The organism is Sphingopyxis sp. Geo25, from assembly GCF_949769135.1.
In the GTDB taxonomy this organism is placed as follows: Bacteria; Pseudomonadota; Alphaproteobacteria; order Sphingomonadales; family Sphingomonadaceae; genus Sphingopyxis.
This window is the reverse complement of sequence record NZ_CATKOZ010000002.1, coordinates 652705-672543: the sequence shown is the minus strand read 5'-3', so window position 1 is coordinate 672543 and position 19839 is coordinate 652705. Positions and strand designations below refer to the sequence as shown.

16 protein-coding genes and 1 tRNA gene are annotated in these 19839 nt (G+C 62.9%); 5 read left to right on the top strand and 12 right to left on the bottom strand.

Features of this window, described 5'->3' with window-relative positions:
* Nucleotides 1-369: 369 nt before the first annotated feature.
* Both QOL68_RS10490 and traA read right to left on the bottom strand, forming a co-directional pair.
* The gene (locus QOL68_RS10490) at nt 370-831 is read right to left on the bottom strand and encodes a DUF6118 family protein (RefSeq protein WP_283404303.1); all 462 of its coding nucleotides are present in this window, start codon (nt 829-831) and stop codon (nt 370-372) included.
* Between the two features lie 9 nt (nt 832-840).
* The gene (gene traA / locus QOL68_RS10485) at nt 841-3807 is read right to left on the bottom strand and encodes a Ti-type conjugative transfer relaxase TraA (RefSeq protein WP_283404302.1); all 2967 of its coding nucleotides are present in this window, start codon (nt 3805-3807) and stop codon (nt 841-843) included.
* Between the two features lie 171 nt (nt 3808-3978).
* On the opposite strand from traA, the gene QOL68_RS10480 reads away from it, so the two are divergent.
* From QOL68_RS10480 to trbL, 3 genes are read left to right on the top strand one after another with little or no spacing between them, the layout of a single operon-like run.
* Nucleotides 3979-4302, top strand: a complete 324-nt coding sequence (locus tag QOL68_RS10480) for a conjugal transfer protein TraD (protein ID WP_283404301.1) — start codon at nt 3979-3981, stop codon at nt 4300-4302.
* Nucleotides 4303-4318: 16 nt separating this feature from the next.
* Nucleotides 4319-4591, top strand: a complete 273-nt coding sequence (locus QOL68_RS10475; protein WP_283404300.1) for a conjugal transfer protein TraD — start codon at nt 4319-4321, stop codon at nt 4589-4591.
* On the top strand, nt 4588-5967 hold the full coding sequence (trbL, locus tag QOL68_RS10470; protein ID WP_283404299.1) for a P-type conjugative transfer protein TrbL: 1380 nt from the start codon (nt 4588-4590) through the stop codon (nt 5965-5967). The genes QOL68_RS10475 and trbL overlap by 4 nt, the downstream gene beginning before the upstream one ends.
* Before the next feature lie 11 nt (nt 5968-5978).
* Here the strand turns inward: trbL and QOL68_RS10465 are convergent, their stop codons facing one another.
* From QOL68_RS10465 to QOL68_RS10450, 4 genes are read right to left on the bottom strand one after another with little or no spacing between them, the layout of a single operon-like run.
* Nucleotides 5979-6419: a Ros/MucR family transcriptional regulator gene (locus tag QOL68_RS10465; protein ID WP_283404298.1), complete on the bottom strand. Its 441-nt coding sequence runs from the start codon at nt 6417-6419 to the stop codon at nt 5979-5981.
* A 9-nt stretch (nt 6420-6428) separates the two neighbouring features.
* Complete coding sequence (locus tag QOL68_RS10460) at nt 6429-7349, bottom strand: nucleotidyltransferase and HEPN domain-containing protein (RefSeq protein WP_283404297.1); 921 nt, start codon at nt 7347-7349, stop codon at nt 6429-6431.
* A 58-nt stretch (nt 7350-7407) separates the two neighbouring features.
* Nucleotides 7408-7662, bottom strand: a complete 255-nt coding sequence (locus tag QOL68_RS10455; RefSeq protein ID WP_282948296.1) for a sigma factor-like helix-turn-helix DNA-binding protein — start codon at nt 7660-7662, stop codon at nt 7408-7410.
* Nucleotides 7659-8552 (bottom strand): ArdC family protein, encoded by an 894-nt coding sequence (locus QOL68_RS10450; protein ID WP_282948298.1) that lies wholly within the window; start codon nt 8550-8552, stop codon nt 7659-7661. Before QOL68_RS10450 ends, QOL68_RS10455 begins: the two co-directional genes overlap by 4 nt.
* Nucleotides 8553-9078: 526 nt before the next feature.
* Between QOL68_RS10450 and QOL68_RS10445 the strand changes: the two genes are divergently transcribed.
* The gene (locus QOL68_RS10445) at nt 9079-9300 is read left to right on the top strand and encodes a helix-turn-helix transcriptional regulator (RefSeq protein ID WP_282948300.1); all 222 of its coding nucleotides are present in this window, start codon (nt 9079-9081) and stop codon (nt 9298-9300) included.
* 56 nt (nt 9301-9356) lie between these two features.
* Here QOL68_RS10445 and QOL68_RS10440 read toward each other — a convergent pair whose 3' ends face one another.
* The 3 genes from QOL68_RS10440 to QOL68_RS10430 all read right to left on the bottom strand — a co-directional run bounded on the left by QOL68_RS10440 (nt 9357) and on the right by QOL68_RS10430 (nt 14648).
* Nucleotides 9357-9680 carry a DUF736 domain-containing protein gene (locus tag QOL68_RS10440; RefSeq protein ID WP_282948302.1) on the bottom strand — a complete coding sequence of 108 codons (324 nt, stop codon included), beginning with the start codon at nt 9678-9680 and terminating at the stop codon, nt 9357-9359.
* Nucleotides 9681-10449: 769 nt separating this feature from the next.
* Complete coding sequence (locus QOL68_RS10435; RefSeq protein WP_282948304.1) at nt 10450-12237, bottom strand: ParB/RepB/Spo0J family partition protein; 1788 nt, start codon at nt 12235-12237, stop codon at nt 10450-10452.
* 431 nt (nt 12238-12668) lie between these two features.
* Nucleotides 12669-14648, bottom strand: a complete 1980-nt coding sequence (locus QOL68_RS10430) for a hypothetical protein (RefSeq protein WP_282948306.1) — start codon at nt 14646-14648, stop codon at nt 12669-12671.
* 192 nt (nt 14649-14840) lie between these two features.
* Between QOL68_RS10430 and QOL68_RS10425 the strand changes: the two genes are divergently transcribed.
* Nucleotides 14841-14916, top strand: a tRNA-Thr gene (locus QOL68_RS10425).
* Nucleotides 14917-14987: 71 nt separating this feature from the next.
* On the opposite strand, the gene QOL68_RS10420 is transcribed toward QOL68_RS10425, so the two are convergent.
* From QOL68_RS10420 to QOL68_RS10410, 3 genes are read right to left on the bottom strand one after another with little or no spacing between them, the layout of a single operon-like run.
* Entirely contained in the window at nt 14988-16286 is a 1299-nt protein-coding gene (locus QOL68_RS10420; protein WP_282948307.1) for an McrC family protein, read from the bottom strand.
* Entirely contained in the window at nt 16283-19390 is a 3108-nt protein-coding gene (locus QOL68_RS10415; protein ID WP_282948309.1) for a DUF8426 domain-containing protein, read from the bottom strand. The genes QOL68_RS10420 and QOL68_RS10415 overlap by 4 nt, the downstream gene beginning before the upstream one ends.
* Nucleotides 19390-19791 carry a DUF4268 domain-containing protein gene (locus QOL68_RS10410; RefSeq protein ID WP_282948311.1) on the bottom strand — a complete coding sequence of 134 codons (402 nt, stop codon included), beginning with the start codon at nt 19789-19791 and terminating at the stop codon, nt 19390-19392. The genes QOL68_RS10415 and QOL68_RS10410 overlap by 1 nt, the downstream gene beginning before the upstream one ends.
* Between the last annotated feature and the right edge of the window lie 48 nt (nt 19792-19839).

The window sequence follows — 19839 nt, the reverse complement described above, 5'->3', positions numbered from 1 at the left end:
CTGTATCCGACGCGCAGCATCTAGACTGGATGAGGTCGAATACGGGTCCCTTACGCCCTAGCTAGCGCGTGAGCGAATAGCAGCGGACCACGGCGGCGAATCCGTCATAACATCACATCCGATTGCCTCCGCCGCTCGCAGCATAGAACGCCGATGGGCTCGAAGCCTCAGGGTACGTTACGATGAATTGGGAAAAGGGGATCCGAAAAAGTACCGCCGTCGAGGGGCGACAAGGCGACTACGATCAAGGAGCTTCGCCGACCACCGTTCGACATGCGGGACGATATTCGACAGGCAGCTGTGCGGCGACTGGCTGCGACTTGGATAGCCGCCGCATACCTGCTGTGATCTGCGAGGCCCATTGAGCACCTATGTCGCCGCAACCACGCCGAGCAGCGTCAGGAGCGCCCCAATTAGCAATCCGCCTATAGCTGCCCAGGTAACCCACCAATCCTGCTCGTCGTTCGACCGCTTCTGCTTTATCATTCCCTCGACGCGGCCCAGAGCGCGTGCCAGCGTTTCGCGGGCCTCTCCAACAGATTTGCGATCCTCGGCTCCGAATGATCTCGATGCTTCGTGGCTCTCGGCGGCTAGCGTCAGCGGTGTGAGGCGCATGGCCGGCTTGTCGCGAATGCTTTCGATATGCTGGTCGAGGCGGTCGAGACGCGCCTCTATCTTGCGCAGCGTTGGAGAGTAATCAGGCAGCCTGTCCTTCGCGGCGGTAAGCCCCTCGATCGCCGAGCGCTGCAACGATATTTCGCGGCGCAGATCTTCGAAGACGGCGGCGGCATCCGGGGGCGGCGGGGCTGAGCTGGCTGGTTCATCGGTCATGGGCGCACGTTACATCGACATCCCCAGCCCCCGTCCACGGCCCAGACTCAGTTGGAGGTCCTGAGACAGCGTTTTTCCTCTCACAGCGTCCAGCCCGAGCTGCGCGCGGCGGTTCTGAAGCAGCGACTCGAGCTGCGGATCGCGATGCAGGCTTTTGGCCATGTCAGCGAGGTTGGCGCGCGCTGCATCCCGCGCCGCATAGGTCGGCGCGTCCTTGACCCGCGCGCTCTCCTTCTTCCAGTTCGCGACGAACAACTCGGCGCGCTTGTCGGTCTCGGCGTCAAGCCGCTTTGCCTCCACAGCGAGCCGCGCACGATCGCGCGCCGCACGATCGGCTGCGACGCGCTCGGCCGCGCGCTCGGCATCCTTTTGGTCCATTACCGCGATGGCCCCGGCGGTCCGACCCTCGGCGGCGTCCTTCGTTAGCGCATAACTTTTCCCGAACGCCTCGTGCAAATCGTTCGCGCCGCTAGGCCGCAGCGCCTCGATCTCCATCTTCGCCTTGCGATATGCCTCCGCCTCATGTGGCAGTTCCTTGCCCCCGGCACGCCGGACGTCGACGATCTCCTTTGTCACGCGCGCGAAGCGCGTGATCGCCTTGTCGATCGGCGAACGAGACGACTCAGCTTCGAGCGACCGGGCGCTGATGCGGACGTCGGCGAGCCGGACCGGGCGCTGCCGTTCGGGCGGCGCCGGATCCTGCGCCTCGCGCGAGACACGCAGCTTCAGCCCGTCGAACATGCCACGTTTCGGCTCCACTGCCTTCGCGGGTTCAGGCACACGATAGTCGCTCGCCATATCCTTGCCACGCTCGCGCGAGGCAGCGCGGATAAGCTTCCCGCGATCGGCAAAATCGTCACGCCCATAGTGAAGATCGGCGCTCTCGCGATGCCGCGACATTGCGACGTAAGTCGAGTGGCTATCGATTCCCGGCGTCGCAAGTAGCTGGACCCGATCAACCGTCATGCCCTGCGCCTTATGGATTGTGGCGGCGTAGCCATGATCGACATGGGCAAAGTCCTTAAGGTCGAACGCCACGCTGCGCCCGTCGTCAAGCATCACGGCCATGCGCGTCCGGTCGACATTCTGGACCGTACCGAGCGAGCCGTTCTTCACGCAGATGCTGCGCTCATTCCTCAGGAACATCACACGATCATTCTCGGCGAACATCCGCTCGCCGCGCTCGACGGTAAGGGCAACGTCGACGCCAAGCGCCCCGCTCGCCTTCAGCCGATTGCGCACCTCCTCGTTGAGCACGCGCACCTCGTCATTGGTGTGGGTGAGGATGATCCGACTGGCATCGGGATAATGCTGGCGATCACGATCCCAGCCATCAACAAGTTCGGCGCGCGCCGCTTCGCGCGTCGCGGCTTCATGCACGAACCCCGTTTCGGCATAGCGTCCGATCGCTTCGCCGGTCCGCCCGGTGGCGAGCTCGCGCGTCGCCTGACGCTGCCAGTCCTCCTGCTGGCGGCGGATGTCCATGATCTCGATGGCGCCATGGCGTTCGGCGACAGACCGGAACGCCGCTCCCGCCTCAATCGCCTGCAACTGCTGCGGATCGCCGACGAGAACGACCTTGGCGCCCTGCCGCTCGGCCTCGGACACGACACGCTCGAGCTGGCGGGTGCCGACCATGCCGGCCTCGTCGATGACGAGGATATGCTTGTCGGTCAGCCGCTCGCGATCATTGGCCCATTGATGCTCAAGGCTGGCGAGCGTCCGCGCGCCGATACCCGAGCCTTGCTCCAGACCTTCGGCGGCGATGCCCGAGAGCGCAGCGCCATGCACCTGATAGCCCGCCGCTTCCCACGCGTCGCGCGCAACACCGAGCATCGCGCTCTTGCCGGTCCCGGCATAGCCGACGATATTGCTGATCCCGCGAGAGCCGGTCACATGTTCGAGAGCGCCGCGCTGCTCGACCGACAGGTCCAGACCGCGCTCAGCAGCAAGAGCGAGCGCCCTTTCGCGCTGGTGATCGGGAACGGCATGATTGCGCCGCGCGTCGAGCGTCGCGGTCGCGCGTTCCAGACGCTGTTCGGTCTCGATCATCGATCGCGACGTGAACCGATCCTCGCCGCGCCCGTCTTGACCGAGCGCGACCAGATCGGGCGACGCTTTGATCGCCGACATCACCGCGTCGAACTGCTCCTTGCCGTCGCTGTGCCGGTGCGCGAACATGGCAAGATCGCGGTTCGTGAACGTCGCCTGCCGGCGGGTGATCGCGTCGATCGCGATGCCGGGATTGGCGATGATCTTGTCGCCGTTCGAGCGCGCAATCTCCAGATGCTCACCATGCCGATCGGCCTCCAGCCCTTCCGCCATCATGCGCGAGGCCGCCGGGCCGATCTTGTGCTGCGGTTCAAGGTCGACGCCCTTCGCTTCGAGCGACCGATGATCGATGCGCGCATCGATGTCGAGTAATGCCAGCCGTTCGTTGACGTGATCTGCCCAGGCTTCGCGCCAATGCGTCAGAAGCTCGGTGCGGTTCCAGTCGCGAACCTTGGCGCCGAACTCAGCCGATCCATCGACTTTGATCTCTCGCATCGTTAGCATGACATGGGCGTGCGGCTTCGCGAGCCCGTCGGCGCCGATGTCCCAATGCACATTGAGGTCAGCGATCATGCCGCGATCGACGAACTCGCGGGCCACAAAGTCGCGCGCCAGTTCAATCCCTTGATCCTGCGTCATCTCGCGCGGGATCGCGAACTCGATCTCGCGGGCGAGCTGCGCGTCCTTGCGAAGCTCCGCCGCTTCAACATCATTCCAAAGCCGCTCGCGGTCGCGCCACTCCTCGGGCGCACCTTCGGGGATCAGCACTTCGCTGTGAACGACGCCCGCCTTGTTCGAGAAGTCATGGCTGCGACCGAGCCGCTCGTCGTGCAGCCGGTCGGCCGAACGATAGGCCGCAGCCGCCACGGCGCTGCTGCCGGCGGCGCGCGAAATGACTTTTGCCGAGAAATGATAGATCGCCATGAGGGCTATCCATTTACGGCAAAACGAGCACGTCGGCACGACGTATAAGCGCGCCCTCACACGATTTCATCGCGCTCGGGATCGTAACATCTCAAGCTATTCCAGCGCCTTGCCGGCCCTTGAGACTCGGCATAGCTGGATCGTCCGACCCTCAAAATGGAAGGACAGACGATGCGTAAACCACGCGATTTCGACGCCGAACTTCAGGCGCTCAACGACAAGGCAAGGACGATCAAGGCGCGAAAGCAAGCGCAGCTCGGCGAACTCGTGACCTCCACGGGCGCCGCCGATCTCGACATCGAGATCCTCGCCGGCGCCCTCATCGACGCCGCGCGCGCCGATGCCACGCGGAAGGAGGCGTGGCGCAAAAGCGGTGCAGCCTTCTTTCGCGGAACTAGCGCCCGCACTCGCAAAGGCGCTGGCCGGGACGCGGGCGGCGCATCGGCGGGCAACGCAGGCGCGCAATCGCCTTCAGGCGAAGCGGGCGCGGCATGACACCCGAGCGTGGCAAGTGAAGCGCCGCGAACGCACGCGTCAGCTGATCGAGCTTGGCGGCCTCGTCGCCAAGGCGAAGCTTGTCGATCTCACTGGCGACGATCGGCCCGCGATCTTCGGCCTGCTGCTCGAAGCCGCCGCGAAGCTCGGCGGCGATGCGCGCGAGGCACAGCTTCAACTTTGGCACCGGCGTGGCAGCCGCGCCTTCGCGCTCGAAGCCGAGGAACGGGTCTCGACGCTTCACACAGCCACTCCAGTTCAATCCCTTTCACAGGAGTTCGGGTCATGAACGACACCGACATCATCGATACATTTCTTCAGACCTTCAGCCGCTATATCGACAGCGGGTTCGGCCTCCTCCAGGGCGAGGTCGCATTCCTGTCCTCGACCCTCATCGTCATCGACCTCACCATCGCCGGACTGTTCTGGGCATGGGGGACGGACGAGGATGTCATGCAGCGCCTCATCAAGAAGACTCTGACGATCGGGACCTTCGCCTTCATTATCGGCAACTTCCAAAGCCTCGCGACGGTCCTCCTCGAAAGCTTCACTGGTCTCGGGCTCAAGGCGACTGGCGACACGATGGCGATCGGCGAATTTCTGCGACCGGGACGGATCGGCAGCACCGGCATCGATGTCGCGGGGCAATTGCTCGAAAACCTCGACAGCCTCACCGGTCCGATCGGGACGCTGACCAACCTGCCGCAGATCGTGCTGCTGCTTCTGAGCGCGATCCTGATCATGTTCGCCTTCTTCATCATGGCGATCCAGGTTTTCGTGACCGTAATCGAGTTCAAGCTCGTGACGCTCGCCGGGTTCGTACTGCTGCCGTTCAGCTTCTTTGGCCGCACGGCGTTTATGGCCGAGCGCGTCCTCGGCTACGTCATGTCGACGGGGATCAAACTGCTTGTGCTCGCGATCGTCACCGGCATCGGAACGACCCTGTTTCAGGACCTCATTCTCGACTCCGATCTCGTCGCAGAAATCGACCTGCACACGTCGATGGCGCTGGTGCTTGCGGCACTCGCCCTGCTCGGGCTCGCCATCTTCGGCCCAGCGGTTGCGAACGGTATCGTCGCGGGCGGTCCGCAGCTTGGCGCGGGCGCCGCCGTCGGTACCGCGATTGCAGGTGGCGGGATGATCGCTGGCGGTGTCGCAGCCGGCAAGCTTGCGGCCGGTGCCGCAGGCGCCGGCGCGATGGCGGGCGGACGCATGGCGATGGCGACGGCCGGAGCCGGGAGCCGTGCCGCTGGCGCGGCCACCGCGGCCTATGGCGTAGGCTCGTTCGGCCGATCAGGCGCGGGCGCCGTCGCAGGTGGTTCGGCGGCTGTTGGCAAGGCCGCACTCAGCAAGGCGGGCGACGCTGCGACGTCTCCGCTTCGCCGTATGGCAGACAAGGTGGGACAGGAACTCAAATCGAACTTCCGCGCCGGGGCGCGGGCGGGTCTCGGCGCCTCGAAAGAGGATCCCGCTTCACCTCCGCCGACCTCGTCTGCACCAGCACCAGCCGCCGGCTCCTCTGCTCCGGGCGAACCTCCCGCTTGGGCGAAGGCCATGCGGCAGAAGATGCACCTCAATGCAGCGGCGCATACCACGGCGCATGCTATCCGGAGCGGGGACGGTCCGAGCGGCGGCACGTCGGTCGATCTGACCGACAAGAGCTGAGGCGGGCGGGTCTATTTCGCCTTTGCGCGGCCGCGAGCCACCGGCTTGCGGCCGCCTCCACGGCCCTTGGTGCCGAGACCGATTTCCTTGGCGAGCACGCGCCGCTTCTCGGCATAGTTGGGCGCGACCATCGGATAGTCTTTCGGCAGGTTCCATTTGGCGCGATAGTCTTCGGGCGTCATGCCGAATTGGGTCATCAGATAGCGGCGCATCATCGTCAGCTTCTTGCCGTCTTCCAGACATACGATGTAGTCGGGCTTCACCGATGCCCGCACCGAGACGGCGGGCTGCTGCGGCTCGGGCTCAGGTTCGGCTTTCGACGTCAGCCCCGCGAGCGCCGCGTGCACCGACCGGATGACGAGCGGGATATCCGATATGGCGACACTGTTGTTGCTGACGTGCGCGGCGACAATGTCAGCGGTCAGCGTGACCAGCGTTTCGGAATCTTCCATGACATTCCCCTATTCTGCGGCGCGGTCGGCGCCCTGCAATCCCGCGAGATGGTCGCGGCAGATGGTTTCGACGAGACCTTCGAGCACCGAGACACGCTCGCCGATCCAGCCCAGTTCCTCGGCGGTGATCTCGTATGAAGGCGAGTAGCGAGCGTTCACGTATGCCAACCGCAAAAGTTCGAAGCAGCGGCGGCTGAATTTATCGCCGCGCGGCCAAGCTTCGATCAGCGGGGGCGCGATCTGTTCGCACTGCGAGCGGAGAAAATTAAGGCGGTGCGATTTGGGAGAATACAGTGTCAGGGTGAGGAGCACGCAATGGTAGAGCCGCTCCGCTGCCTGATGGAGCACGAAGGCTGCCTCGTTGAAGTTTCCGTCCTGACGCGCAGTCTCGGCCATTGATCGAAATGCTGACGCACTTTTGAACCACTTGTCAAAGTGCTTCTGCGCCTCGACCCGCGCCTCATCGGCGGGAAGATCACGCGGCTGCGCGAATTCATACCCTTCGGCCTCGTAGAGCGCGATTCCCTGCGCCACGATATCGACAAAGAACGGCCGTCCGCGTTCGAGCTGCGCGTTCACATCGGTCAGCGTGTGAACGATGAAGCTCACTGGCGCGGTGAGGCTGTTGTTGATCGTGACCTCACGCATCAGCCGGTCCTCAGCGGCGGACCACACCTCGAAGTCGGTCAATCGATCGTCATTGACGATGATGAGCAAGTCATAATCCGACTTGTAACCGCCGACCGGATCATCGACCCAGTCGCCGCGCGCATAGCTGCCATAGAGGACGATCTTGAAGATGCGCGCCTGCTTCTTCCATTTGGAAGTCCCCATCGCATGGGCCGCCTCGAATTCTTCGAACAGCACGCGCACGACATGCGCGAGTTCGCGCTGCTTCGACTGCGGAAGATGATCGAGAGAGGTTCGCATCCTTCTCACCCTGAAAGGCGGCGGGCCGGATGGCAAGCGCCATCCGGCCCGCCGCCGATCAAAGCCACGGCCAGACCAACTGCGGGAAGCGCGCATGAAGACAGCGCGACCACATGATTAGCGCGCGGGCAAAATCATTCGTGACCTGCTCGACGGTGACACCATGCCGCTCGGCCAACTCCGGATAAGGTGTTTCATCAAAGCGTATCGACAGAAAGATATCGCCTTGTCGCGCGGTCATCTTGCGCAGCGCAATCACCATCCGGCGCTCTGCGTCCGCGATGGTGACGGTCGAGAGATCGCGCCTCCTCACTGTCCTTCTCCCGCGAACGCCAGCAGATAGTCGCTCGCCTTGCTCGCCTGACTGGCGGCGCGGAAGATCGCCTTCTCGTCATCACGGAGCACGGAAAGCCATGAGCCGATATAATCGGCGTGCCGCACGGTCGGCGTAATGCCGAGCGAAGCGCAGGTGAACGCCGCCGCCATCTCGGCGACAAGCTCTTCCTTGGCATAGGCCGCCGATCCAAACCCGCCTTTCTGGTCGCGGTCGAGCCTGCTGCCATGACCGGTCCAATGACCAATCTCGTGCAGCGCGGTGCGGTACCAGTTCACCGGTTCGTGAAACGCGGCCTGCGGCGGCACCTGCACAAAATCATGGATCGGGCTGTAGAAGGCCTCGCCGCCGCCGATCTGGAAGCGCGCGCCGCTCGCCGCAATCAGCGCGTCGGCCCCGGCGATGGCAAGCACCGGATCGGGGCTGACCATCGGGACAGTGAAATCCTCGGGCAGTCCCTCGCACTGGTCGACGTTGAACACGACAAAGCGTTTGAGGAACGCCACTTGCCGCGCCTCGCGATCCTGGCCGCGCGCCGCCTCGGCTTCGGCCTTGGGCGTGAACCGATCGGCATAGCAGATGACGGTGCCCTTCTCGCCGCGCCGGACATTGCCGTCCGCCGCCTCGGCCTGACGGTAGGTGAGCCAGCGCTGCGAGGCATAGCCCTTGGCAATCCCCTCGGCCCAAAGGAGCAGCACATTGATCCCCGAATAGCGCCGGGCAGTTCCCGCGTTCTGCGGCATCGTGCATCCACACGCGGCGCTATCCCAAGGCTGCACCCAAGGTAGCCGCCCTTCTTCCAGTTCCGCGATAATGCGGTTGGTAACCTCGGTGTAGAGGCTGGCCCGTTCCTGTCTTTCCGCACGCATGTCCCTTCTCCTTCCAGCCACCGCACCCCGGCCCGGAAAGGGGCGGGGTGGGCGGCAGGAGGGAGCCGGCAGACCCGCGTGATCGGCCGGGCCGCACCCGAAGGGCCGGAACGAAGAGGAGGACCCGCGGCACGCGGGTTGCGGCGCGGCCGTGCGGGGCTAGAGGCGAGTGACGCCCACCCTGCCCCCGCCCAGCCGGGGACAATCAACGCCGCCGCGCAGCGGCGACCGCTGGCCCAATTTCGAACGACTCGAACGACGATCGCGCCGCTGGCGGCGCGGCAATTTGGACGCGACCGCCCACAGCGGGCTCGATTTCACCGAAAAGGCACATTTCTGAGACGGTGTGAGAAAAAAACTTCTACTACGCCTGAGCCCGCCAGGAATACCCGGGAACCGCCGGGAACCGACAGGAACGCTACCACTCCAATTTACACAAATATCCATAAAGTTGACGGGGGCACGAACATCCCCAACCTTCATCGCACGGGGCATCAAAACCAGTCATGCAATGAAGGAACTTGCCATGTCATCCCAGCCCGTCGATCGCTTCCTCCGCCTCAATACCGTTCTTGACCGCACCGGCCTCAGCCGGGCGACGCTCTATCGCAAGATCGCCGCCGGCACCTTCCCGCCGCAGCACAAGCTCGCCGAGCGTTGCTGCGGCTGGCGCGAGTCCGAGGTCGCGATCTGGCAGCGCAATCCAATCACGTTCACGCTTGCCGACCTGCCGGCCCTCGCCGCCTGACGCTGGGGCACGACAAGGCCCCGCACCGCCGAAGCGGTGCGGGGCAGCCGGTCCGGTCAGTCGACCGGGTTCCAGATGAGGGCGTAGCCGTCTTCGCCGTCCTGGCCGGCGGCGCGGCCGAGGTTCGCATAGAGGCGGCGCGGACCGAACTCGGGAGCCGCGAGGCTCAGCGACACATAAGGTTCACGCGATACCTGTCCGACGCGGATCCAGCCCGCACCGATCTCGACGCCTTCGGAATAAACCCGGTAGTCGGGCTGAACGTCGCCCGCCTTCGAGCGATTGGCGCGGATCTCGATCGCCGCGCGGATCGAGAGGGTTTTCAGCTGGCCCACGAAGCCCTGTTCGATGGTGCCGTTCACAAAGCCGATTGCTGCCATTGGTCGTCTCCTTGAATGTACCGCGGGACCATCCCTGCGGCATGGGCGGACCAAGGGCCGGCGCATGAGGTGACCCGCGAACCCGCAGGGCCGCAGCGAAGCGGAGGAGTGCGGCGGCGCGGTTATTTGAAGCGAAGCGGCCGCGAGGAGCCGGCGCAGCCGGCGGGGAAATAATCGCGCCGCCGCACTTTTGCGGGGCGCCGCGCCGGTCCAGGTCAAATCGCCCTTCGCCGGGATGGCTCCGCGGCTAGGATCATAGAGACGAAGGCAGCCGCGCCTTGGAGGCTATCTAAAAGTTCGGGGATGCAAGCGGAGCCACTGTTCTCCGCGCCGCTCCGTCCTGTCCCCGCGACGCGGTTCAAGCCCTTCCCGACTATTCAATGCCAATGCGCGTGAATCCCGCAACGGGACAACCGGACCCGAATATTGCGATGAATTGCAGTCGTTTGCCGGAATTCCTGTCGGGTTTCTACAATTCTGCGAAAACGCCCCCGTTAATAGGGAGAGTACGAAATCTTCCGCTGAGCGGTCGCTACTGCGACCCACGCGACGGCTCGGTGGTGGGGGGCGATGTTTTGCGATGCATACATCGTTGAAGGGCGGCGCGAGGATTCCTCACGCCGCCTTTCCTTTTTTGGACCCGCGCGCCGACGCCGCGTGCGGCAGCGGCGCGCGCAAAATTAAAACTCCGCGCCGGTCGTCTAGACCGGCGCGTCAATTTCCCCGCGCGAAAAATGGGCGGGCGACCGAAGCCGCCCGCCCCATGTTCTCAGGCTGCGAGAGGCGGATGCTCCTCGCCATCGCCCTCTTGGGCCTCCGCAACCTCGGCGCTCGCCGCAAGCTCGTGCCGGACGCTCGCAGCCGAGTTCACGCTGCCAACCCCACCGCGCGTAGTGTAGCTCGCTGGCGGGAATGCCATCCATTGCGGCACCCATGCCTCGGCCTTGGCCCGACCGTTCGCGCCTTCAAGGCAATCGGAGACTATGGCCTTCAAGGCCTTGCCCTTCTCACCGGCGTTCGCTGCGGCAACTTCCGGTCCCGCAACCTCGCCGACGATGGCGAGCAGGACTTCGCGGTCGCGAAGCTGGTCGAAGAAGGCCGCGTCCGGCGACCAATGCTGACGCATGTCGGTGCCGAGATGGAGGCCGATCATCTCCACCGCCTCGCTTCCCGCCTGCAGCGTCTCGCCCATGACAATCGCCACAACCTCCAGCACCACCGGATCGGGAAGTTCGAGAAGGCGGGCGAACAGCGGGGCAAAAGGGGGCCGGTTCAGCGGCCTTCCCGTGACGGTCGGTGCTTCCTCGTCGAACCCGAGCACCGCCAGCACAGCACGGCGTTTGAGGTCGAACGCCGTTTCAGCCGAAGATGTCTCCACGCTCTCGGCGATATCTTCCTTCGGCGCCCGCTGGCCCTCGACATCGACGCGCCACAGGTCGGCCCCCGCGATGACGTGCGCGAGCATCGCCCGTAGCGCAACGCCGCCATTGCCTGCTAGATCGGCGCGCACCGCCACATGGCGATGAAGATCGATATAGGCATTGAGCGGACCTGACACCTCGGGACGCACCGGCTTGGCAAGGACGGTATCCCCCTCGCCGCTCCCGCCGCCGCCCGAAAGCCGCTTCGCTTCCTTGGTGGTGACGAACCCTTCGTGGAAGCTGATCTCGCCGCTCTCGCGAACCTCGACATAGATGCGGCCGCCCTTGCGCTTGCCCGCATGGGCATAATCCCACGACCGGAACCAGTCGCCGCGCGCCATGATGACGACATCGGACCACCCTGCTTCGAGATACTCGGCCTTGCGCGCCTCGATGGCTGCCATCTGCGCCGACCAGAAGGCGTCGGCGTCGGCAAAGAAGCTGTCCTCGCCGAACAGATCGGACACGATGGCGAGCTTCGCCTCCTCGGCATCGAACAGCGCATGTTTCAGGGCGATGGCGGTGCCGCCGAACAGCCATGCCTTTAGCTGGTGGCCGGTCGGGCAGTACGCGCCTTCGTCGTCGAACAGCGCCAGCCATGCCTTCTGCTGGCTTTTCGATGCGAGGGTCAGGTGGCGGACGGTGCCCGCATCGATCTCACCGCCGCGATAGAGGGTGCGGATGCGGGGGAGCAAATTGCCGAGCGCAAGGATGCGCTTCACCGCACGCGGCTCGAACCCGAAGCTGTCCGCGACCTCCTCGACACTGCGCCCCGCCTTGACGAGCGCGACAAACGCTTCCCACTGGCTGACCTCGTCGGGCTGCACCCGCGCGAGATTTTCGAGCATCGAGGCTTCGAGCGCATCGGCATCATCGCCCTCGTCGAGAATGGCGCAAGGAATGGGCCTAACCGCCCCACCCTCGCGCGCGACGGCCCCCACGGCGGTAAAACGCCGACGCCCCGCGACAATCTCGTAATGGCCTTCCGAGCAGTTCGGACGGACAAGTAGCGGAACGAGCACGCCCCGCGCGCGGATGCTCGGCATAAGGTCTGCGACGTCGGGATCTTTCCCCTTCCCGCGCATATTGGCGGCTGCGATGGACAGGTTGCCCAGATCGATGAAATCCAGCTTCATGATTTTCTTCCTTCTCTTCAACCACACCCGGCCCCGGACGGCGGGGCGGGCGGCGAGAAAAGGCGACGGGACCGCGCCAAAGGACGTCGCGCACCCGAAGGGCCGCAACGAAGTGGAAGAGCCGGGCATCGCCCGGCTTGCGCGACGGCCGAGCGGTCCCATAGCCGTGCGCCGAACGACACGCTGTCCATGGCCGGCCACCAACAACGCCGCCGTGCGGTCAGCGCGGCGTCAATATCGGATAACAGACGCGCCCTTGGCGAAGCCGCAGGCGGGGCGGCGTGCGCGCGCAGCTGTGCTTAGCCGCCGCCCCGCCAAGACCAGCGAGCCGAGAGCGCTGCGCGGCCCACCGTAAAAGCGGGCGACCTCTGGCGGTAGCTCGCCGCCGCCAGTGCGCGCTCATTTGAGGCCGCGCTCAATCTGCCGTCGGCTCAACTCTCCCAAGCTTCATTGAGCACCACTGCCGCCAATGCCGATTTGTCGTGCGGGAAAAATCGACCGTAATGTTTCGCGACGATTTCCGGGCTATCCTGAATGGCATAGCCCGCCTGCTCGTATGAGCCAGTCTTCTTGAGGACATGGGTCGCCAAAACATCACGAACATTATGCGGACCGTGCGGGAGCAGGCCCTTGATCGCACCTTGGCCGGTATACGGATTGTAGATTCCATAGCGTTGGATCGTCAGGCGCCAAGCATCGTAAAAACCGACCTGACTATAAGCGGCATTTTTCGTGGTCAGCTTCGCCGACTTCACGAAGAAGGTCTTCGGATCCTCGGCGCCCCCGAGCAGGATTTGCCGATCGCGCTCCAGATAGAGATTGATAAACTCATAGAGCCGTCCGAGATCGGGCAGCATTAGGCGATAAGGCTTTCGGCTGAAAAAGGATGAGGACGCATTCTTGAAGGCAACGGCTGGAATGAAGACCTCCCATCCGCCCGACAGATCATTCCATCGCAGCTCTCCGCACTTCAGCCTTTCGAGCTGCTTCTCGCTGCTGTGGTGCCCGCCCCGGACGCAAAAGCGAAGCTGGCGCAGATTCTTCTGTCGAAGTCCAAGGTGCAGTCCAAAACGCAACATCAGAAAGGCGCGCACGGCCTCGGCCGCGGCTTTCGGATAGCGATGTGCGCTCGGCATCCGGTTCAGTATTTCCTCGGTGATCTTGCGATATTCGCCGACGGGGCTCTCCGCTTCGAGGATGGGCAGTATGGGCTCGAAGGGATCGCGATGAACCTTTGCGACGCGCTGGACATCCTTCTTCCGGTTCAGCGCATAAATGGTGAAGGTGTCACAGACCGCATCCCAGTCGCGCCGCGCGCCGCCTACATCCGCAGCCGAAATCAAATCTTCGACGGGGTGCAACGCATCTGCGAGGTCAGGGTGCTGCCGCATCCAGCCCGTCTTGTCTCGTGCAAGCGAGAGCGCGAAGTCGAGCATGTTGATTTCCCAGCTCGTGTAAAATCCGCGGCGATCTTCGCGCCAGTGGAGATACCAGTCCCAAAGAGACGGAAAGAGCAGCATCGCGAGGCACAACCGATCGATAGGAACGCCGAGCCCCTTGATCTCGCTGTCGCGCGGCGACCGCAGCGCGCCGAACAATAACCCGAGGTGCTCCAGCTTCTGCGACGCCGTCTCCTCGCCCCACATGCCTTGGCGTAGAAGCCCGGAAGGAGGCAGGGTCGAGGTTTTGAACGCGATGAGGCGGCCGACCTCTTGCTGGAGATGCAAAGGTGCATCCCGGCACGCCAATTCCGTTCCCTGGTCCGGATCATCCTTGCCGGAGCCGCCTCCCCCTCGAACACGCCCGTCACCAGGAATTCCCGGAAAACGAAGCGAGAATCGCTGCTGCGTCGCTTCGCGCTGGAAGCGCCGATAATCTGTGGCGCCCTCGATGATCACCGAGCGCACCCAAGCCAATATCTCCTCGCGCTCGCGTTTGGGGCGTTTCGAGAAATCGCTCGGAAGGTGCCAGGCAAGCCGGCGACGCTCGGCGATCGTAAGTTTCGCAATAGCAGGCCGCGCAGCGGCCCGGCCGCTCCGGTCCAGCTTTTCGTGGAAATAGCCCGCCGGCAGACGATAGCGCCGCTCGATTCGTTCCAGGACGGCGAGGCTTTCTACGGTCCCTGGCGATTTTGCACCGACAGCCCAGGTTTGGATCGTCTTGCGGTCGGTTTTGTCGCCGGGACGGATGATGGCGCGATGGAGATGATTGCAGCTGTCGCCGTGCCGCCTCATGTGCAGCGCGAGTGCTTCCGGAAACGTCGGTGGATCGATCCAGTCCTCGGCCGACGGCTCGGGGAATTCGACAATCGGCTTCGGCTTGGGTCCACGCTTCAATTTGGGCCGAAGGACGGTCTCCGCTTCGCCGCTGACGGATGTGAGGTATGGTCGTTCTGCCAATATTGTGGGCACGTTCGATAAGCTCCTGAAATGGGGTGCGGAGCGGCGCCCGATGCCAGAAGCCCATTTTCAAAAGGGAAATGCCGTGCGACCGAGCCAATGCAGCCACGCGAGCCCGGCCAAAGCGGTCAATATGGTCGAAAACAGATTCTGCGCGAGGATGCTTGTCTTACCATCGGCACGCTGGTAGAGGCGCCCCTCGTTGCCGCTTTAGCTCAGTTGGTAGAGCACATCATTCGTAATGATGGGGTCACAGGTTCGAGTCCTGTAAGCGGCACCATCGACCCCATAATTCAATGACTTAGCTGGATGCAATCGCGTCGAGTGCTGCCGGCACGCACCCAACTTTTCTCAGGCAAACTCTGGTGAAACTTCGGCGCACAGGCCGAGCAGCTGTTGAACAAGGGATGGACCGGAGAGATCGACCGTCGCCGTTACGAGCTCGTGATCGCATCCAGCAATGTTGTATCGCCCCGTCTCGCCATGCGAGTTCAACCCCGCGTGATGCGGGTAGAGGAGCATCACCCGAGGGCAGCCGTACAGCCGGGAATAGGCCATCATCTGATAAACGTCGGCCTGTCCCACACCTTGCTTGGGGTCTTCGATCCGGTCCGAAATGCGCTTCCACTTCGTGTCGATGACCATGACCGGCTCGGAGCCTCGATAAACGACGATGTCGGGTCGAACCTGAAAGCGGCGTGATCCCGCTTGATCGACAAGGCAATAATGCCGTCGGTCCTGCGCACGCACCGATAGACCTGTCCCCTTCAAAGCCTTTTCGAGCATTCGCGCGATGTAAATCTCAAAGAGATCATTCATCGGGAAGAGAAGCGAGAATCCCGGAGCGCGGCCATGGGACGTCGTCTGGTAATCGCCTTGCAACAGCAGTCGCGCAAGGTCGAGCAACCCCCGCCACCTGTGATTGGTTCGATCGAGCGTGATGGCGTCCCAACGAAGCGCTCCGATCGGCACCAGCGAGATGTCGGAATAGATCAAGTCGAGTTCTCGAAGACGCCGCTGATTCTCGGGTGCTCGCGATACTTGTGCAAGGCGCCCTATTGCCGCTTTGAAGACCTGATTAAGTGGGATGTCGGGCGTCAATTCCTCGAACCGGCATGCCATCTTCTGGGGTGAGAAGGTGAGCGTCGTAAACTGACGCTGCACATCAAGACGACCTCGAAGCACGGCGAGATCATCCTCTTGCTCCACATAGCGGCGCGGCATACCTTCCCGGAGAGCATCATTGAGGCGACGGCAAAACAGCCCGATCAGAACTTCGAGAATCGTGTGCTTTTGCGATCCGAGCTGAACAGCCTCGCCCACCGATAGATCGAGATCATATGCCGCCGCGAGCATATGAATCAGGCGTCCTCGGATATTGGTTCGGCCGGCCTCGTCCTCCGCGGTTCCGAGCCCCTCGATCTTCGGCAGGATTTCGACAGAACATCCCTGGGCGGCAATCACTCCGACCACCTGCTGCGCGCGAAGCCGACGGTGATGATCGGTAAAAATGCGCCCGCCATCTGCGCCGCCTACATCGGTCGCTCCCGCAACCGCAATCAATCGGTCGGCAAGGTCGCGCGTGAAAGCGCCGTCACCCGGCGGGTCGATCGTCAGGTAGTTCCACTCGCTGACCGTTCGGTGGATCATTGCAGCCCAGCGTAGGCGTCAGCCTCAAATCTGTCCCGGACGCGCCAGCGATGCCGTTCGCCACCATATTCTGCTTCGATGCCCGGCGGCGCCGTCAATAGTTCGCGAACGAGGAAGCGCTCGCCGGCCGGATCACCTAGAACCGCAGCTATCTTGGCCCAGTCTTCATGGAAATATTCGGCGAGGAGCGGGATGATACGGAAACGGAAAACATCGTCCACTTCCGAGCGCGTCCGGCACCCGATCAGGAAAGCGTGCCCGATCTGGTGCTCGCGATCGAACAGATACTCGATCCGATCATTCAGCCGCCGCAACAGAAGTGCCAGATCAAGGTCTTCGACGTCGCTCAGAAGTTCCGGCTCGGGCATGATTTCGCGGAAAATAAAGCGCCGACGAAGCGCGGTATCGAGAAGCGCGATTGACCGATCGGCCGTGTTCATCGTTCCGATTATGTGGAGGTTCGATGGCACGCCGAAGCTATGCTTGGAATAAGGGAGCGTGACTCGCAATTCATAGGGCGCGCCAAGACGCTTGTCGGGTTCTATCAGCGTGATTAGCTCGCCGAAGACCTTGGAGATGTTGGCGCGGTTGATCTCGTCGCAAATCAGCACAAACTGCGCTGGCTCAAGCGCGCTGCGGCCGCTGCCCGGAAGAAACAGAGCCAGCGCCTCCTTGTTGAGATGCTCCTCATTCAGAAGGTAACAGGACCATTGCATGAAGGGCCGGCTATAGAAGCTGATCGGCAAAGGTTCGTCCGCGACGAACAGCCAGCGGACAGCGCGACGGTGATTGTAATCCTGCTCTCCTGTGGGATTATATTCGTAAGGCCCCATGACCTCGGCGATAGCGCGGAACCGGTTGTTCCCGTAAGAAACCACTACAAGATCGCCCTCGCGCATATCAGCGCGGAAGCGTGTGGTCTGGACGATATTAGCGTCATTCCCGTTGGTCCCAGGATGCAACTCATTCCATTTCGCGTGGATCGCTTCGTAGCCCGCATAAGGCGACCAATCGATGTCTCCTCCCCACCCGAGGACGATGTAGTTGCCCTCGATGGCGGAGTCGAAAATATAGTCCTCGCTACCAGCCCGTCCGAGCGACATCTTGAACACGCGGCGCCCCGACATGTCGAAGGGTTCGCTGCCCTCGGAACTGCGCATCGCCTGCTCCGCGACAGTTGCTATTTCCCGAAAGATGCCTGGGGTCGGCTCCAGACTGAAACCACCGGTCGCCGTTTCCTGGCCGTCGCCTCCTGTCGTAGGGCGCAGCCCCTCGACAAAATCTTCGTAGGAATAGGATTGGTGGAAGGTGACGAAACGGATTTGCCCCGCGCCTGCCAGTTCGGCATAGCGAGCGCGGACGTCGATCTCGGACTCCGGCGCCTCGCCATCGCAAAGCCGAACGGCCTCGCGAGCCGTCGCGAACGTCTTGCCAGTCCCCGGTGGGCCATAAAGGATGAGGTTGGTCGGCATGGCATTGTCCTCGTGAGAGGCGGACGCACCGCCCTCTTCGTGTGAAAGTGTCGGCTGATCGGCGCGATTGACGGCCCAGATGAACCCTTGAACGTCCCAAAGATCCCGAGGCTTCCAGTTCCACTCATCCCGCATGATTTCTTCGATCAAACGGGCCATCGAGACGGCCTCGCCATATTCGTCGGCCGTCATCGCATTCCAGCCGAACAATTTATGGCCCACTAACGCCTTCGCGCTGTTCTGAAGCGGTTCGGTATTGATACCATAAGCTTCCGTCGGCCGAAGCAGCGCCGCGACCATCGTCGGAATATTCCGGCTTTCGCTGTAGGGTTTGCTCGTCTGCCCTTCGGAAAGAATGGGCCAGATCTGTTCAACGCAGTGCGAGATCGCCGCCGAGATATCCTCCGCGCGTGCAAGCTGGCCGATCGCGAACTCCAGCTTGTCCGGGAAAGCCGAACGGATTTCTGCGATGCGAATATTTGTCCGGTAGCCAAGGAGATTGCTCTCCGCTCCGCCGCGACCCACCAGGATATCGAGCAGCCGCCCACCCAATTTCTCGACCGATTCCGGCTTGACAGTTGCCGCGCGGACGAGGCTGATCAGCTGATCCTTGTAGTGACGCTCCTCAACAGCGTATCCGCCTCCGCTCTGTTCAAAGTCGACAAAGTCGGGGTAACGCGCCTCGAAGAGACGCCGAAGATGGGCAAGCGCGGCACGGTCGATCCCGCCGGCCGACTGAGCCTCATACCAGTCGAGCACATCCCCCAAGATTTTCACGTCGGGCGTTTGAACAAGCGATACCCGGCGGGGCGATTGGCCGCCGCGAGCCGCGTGCGACAGACGGGCCGGAAGGTTCGAGTGCCGCGGCTGCTCCGCCAGATAGTGCCGCACTTGCGCCGCGGGGATGGGCGATGGCGAGCCACCATCTTCCACCCAGATTTGAACGGTCTTGGTGTCGCGTTGCAGGGCAATTTGTCGCCCATCGGACAGGTCGAACCCCGCCATTTTTTCGGTATCGAGCGTTGGCGCACCGAAGCGACGTTGGAGTTCGGCTTCAGCCCAGCTCCGCGCTGACGAAGAGTTGAGCGCAAATCGGAAGCGCACGGTCGAACTATTTGCCGGCCCCTGCCGCTCGAGGAGTCTCACGCCTGCGAAATCGTTGAATTTGGAACTCCCGATTGCCGAGCACACGGCCGGCATGGCGTTTTGCAAGCTCATCGCCTTGTGAATGTCACCGGAAACAATCTCGACCTCGGCTTCATCCGCGTCTCTCGCCGGTTTGATCATCGTATCGAAAGCAAAGCGCCTGATCCGGTCGGCCTGTGTGGGATCGCCTAGGGCGTCGCCACCGCAAAATTTCAGATAAGCCGTGACGGCCGCTCGGTATGAAGCCAGGCTGTTGTAGACGTTTCCGTCGATTTCGATCCTGCTTGGATTGGGGCGGCCATTCGCTTCGTCGGGCTTCGAATAAGCAAGGTCAGCGAGGATCGCCTCGAACCGATCGCCTTCAAATGCTTGGTCGAGGTCGCCGTAAAGCGATTCGACGCGGCGCGCGTCGGACAGGCGCGTCGAGATACTGGCCGAAGCCTGCCCCTGAGCTACCAACCACGCCTTGAAATCGTCGCTCCGCATCAGGCTAGGCGGCGCCCAAAGATGCGATGAAATCTGCTCACCATTTCGAGAGCCCACGCATGTTGGCCCGCCCAATCATCATCTTCATATCCGCTCTCTAACGTGACCCGGATCGCCGTCTTCTTGCGCCCGTCTTTCTTCTCCCAAATCAAGCCCTCGCCCGCTTCGGCCTCGATCTCTTGTCGCGACGCGTAGAGCCGGTCGAACTGCTTCCGATCGAAGTCATTCTCATTGTTTAGATTGACCTGGATCTGATGGCGAGCGACGCTGAGGCTTACATGCGACCCCCGGATGATCGGCGTGAAAGAAACCCAATTGGCTCCAGGCGCCTTGGCGGGCAGGCCACCGGCCTCGGCTGCCCTTGCGAAATCAGCCAGATAATCCTGCAATTCCCCGCTCACGAACATGCCTCCCCCAGCAATCTCCGAATCCCAGCTAAGCTGGCGTGC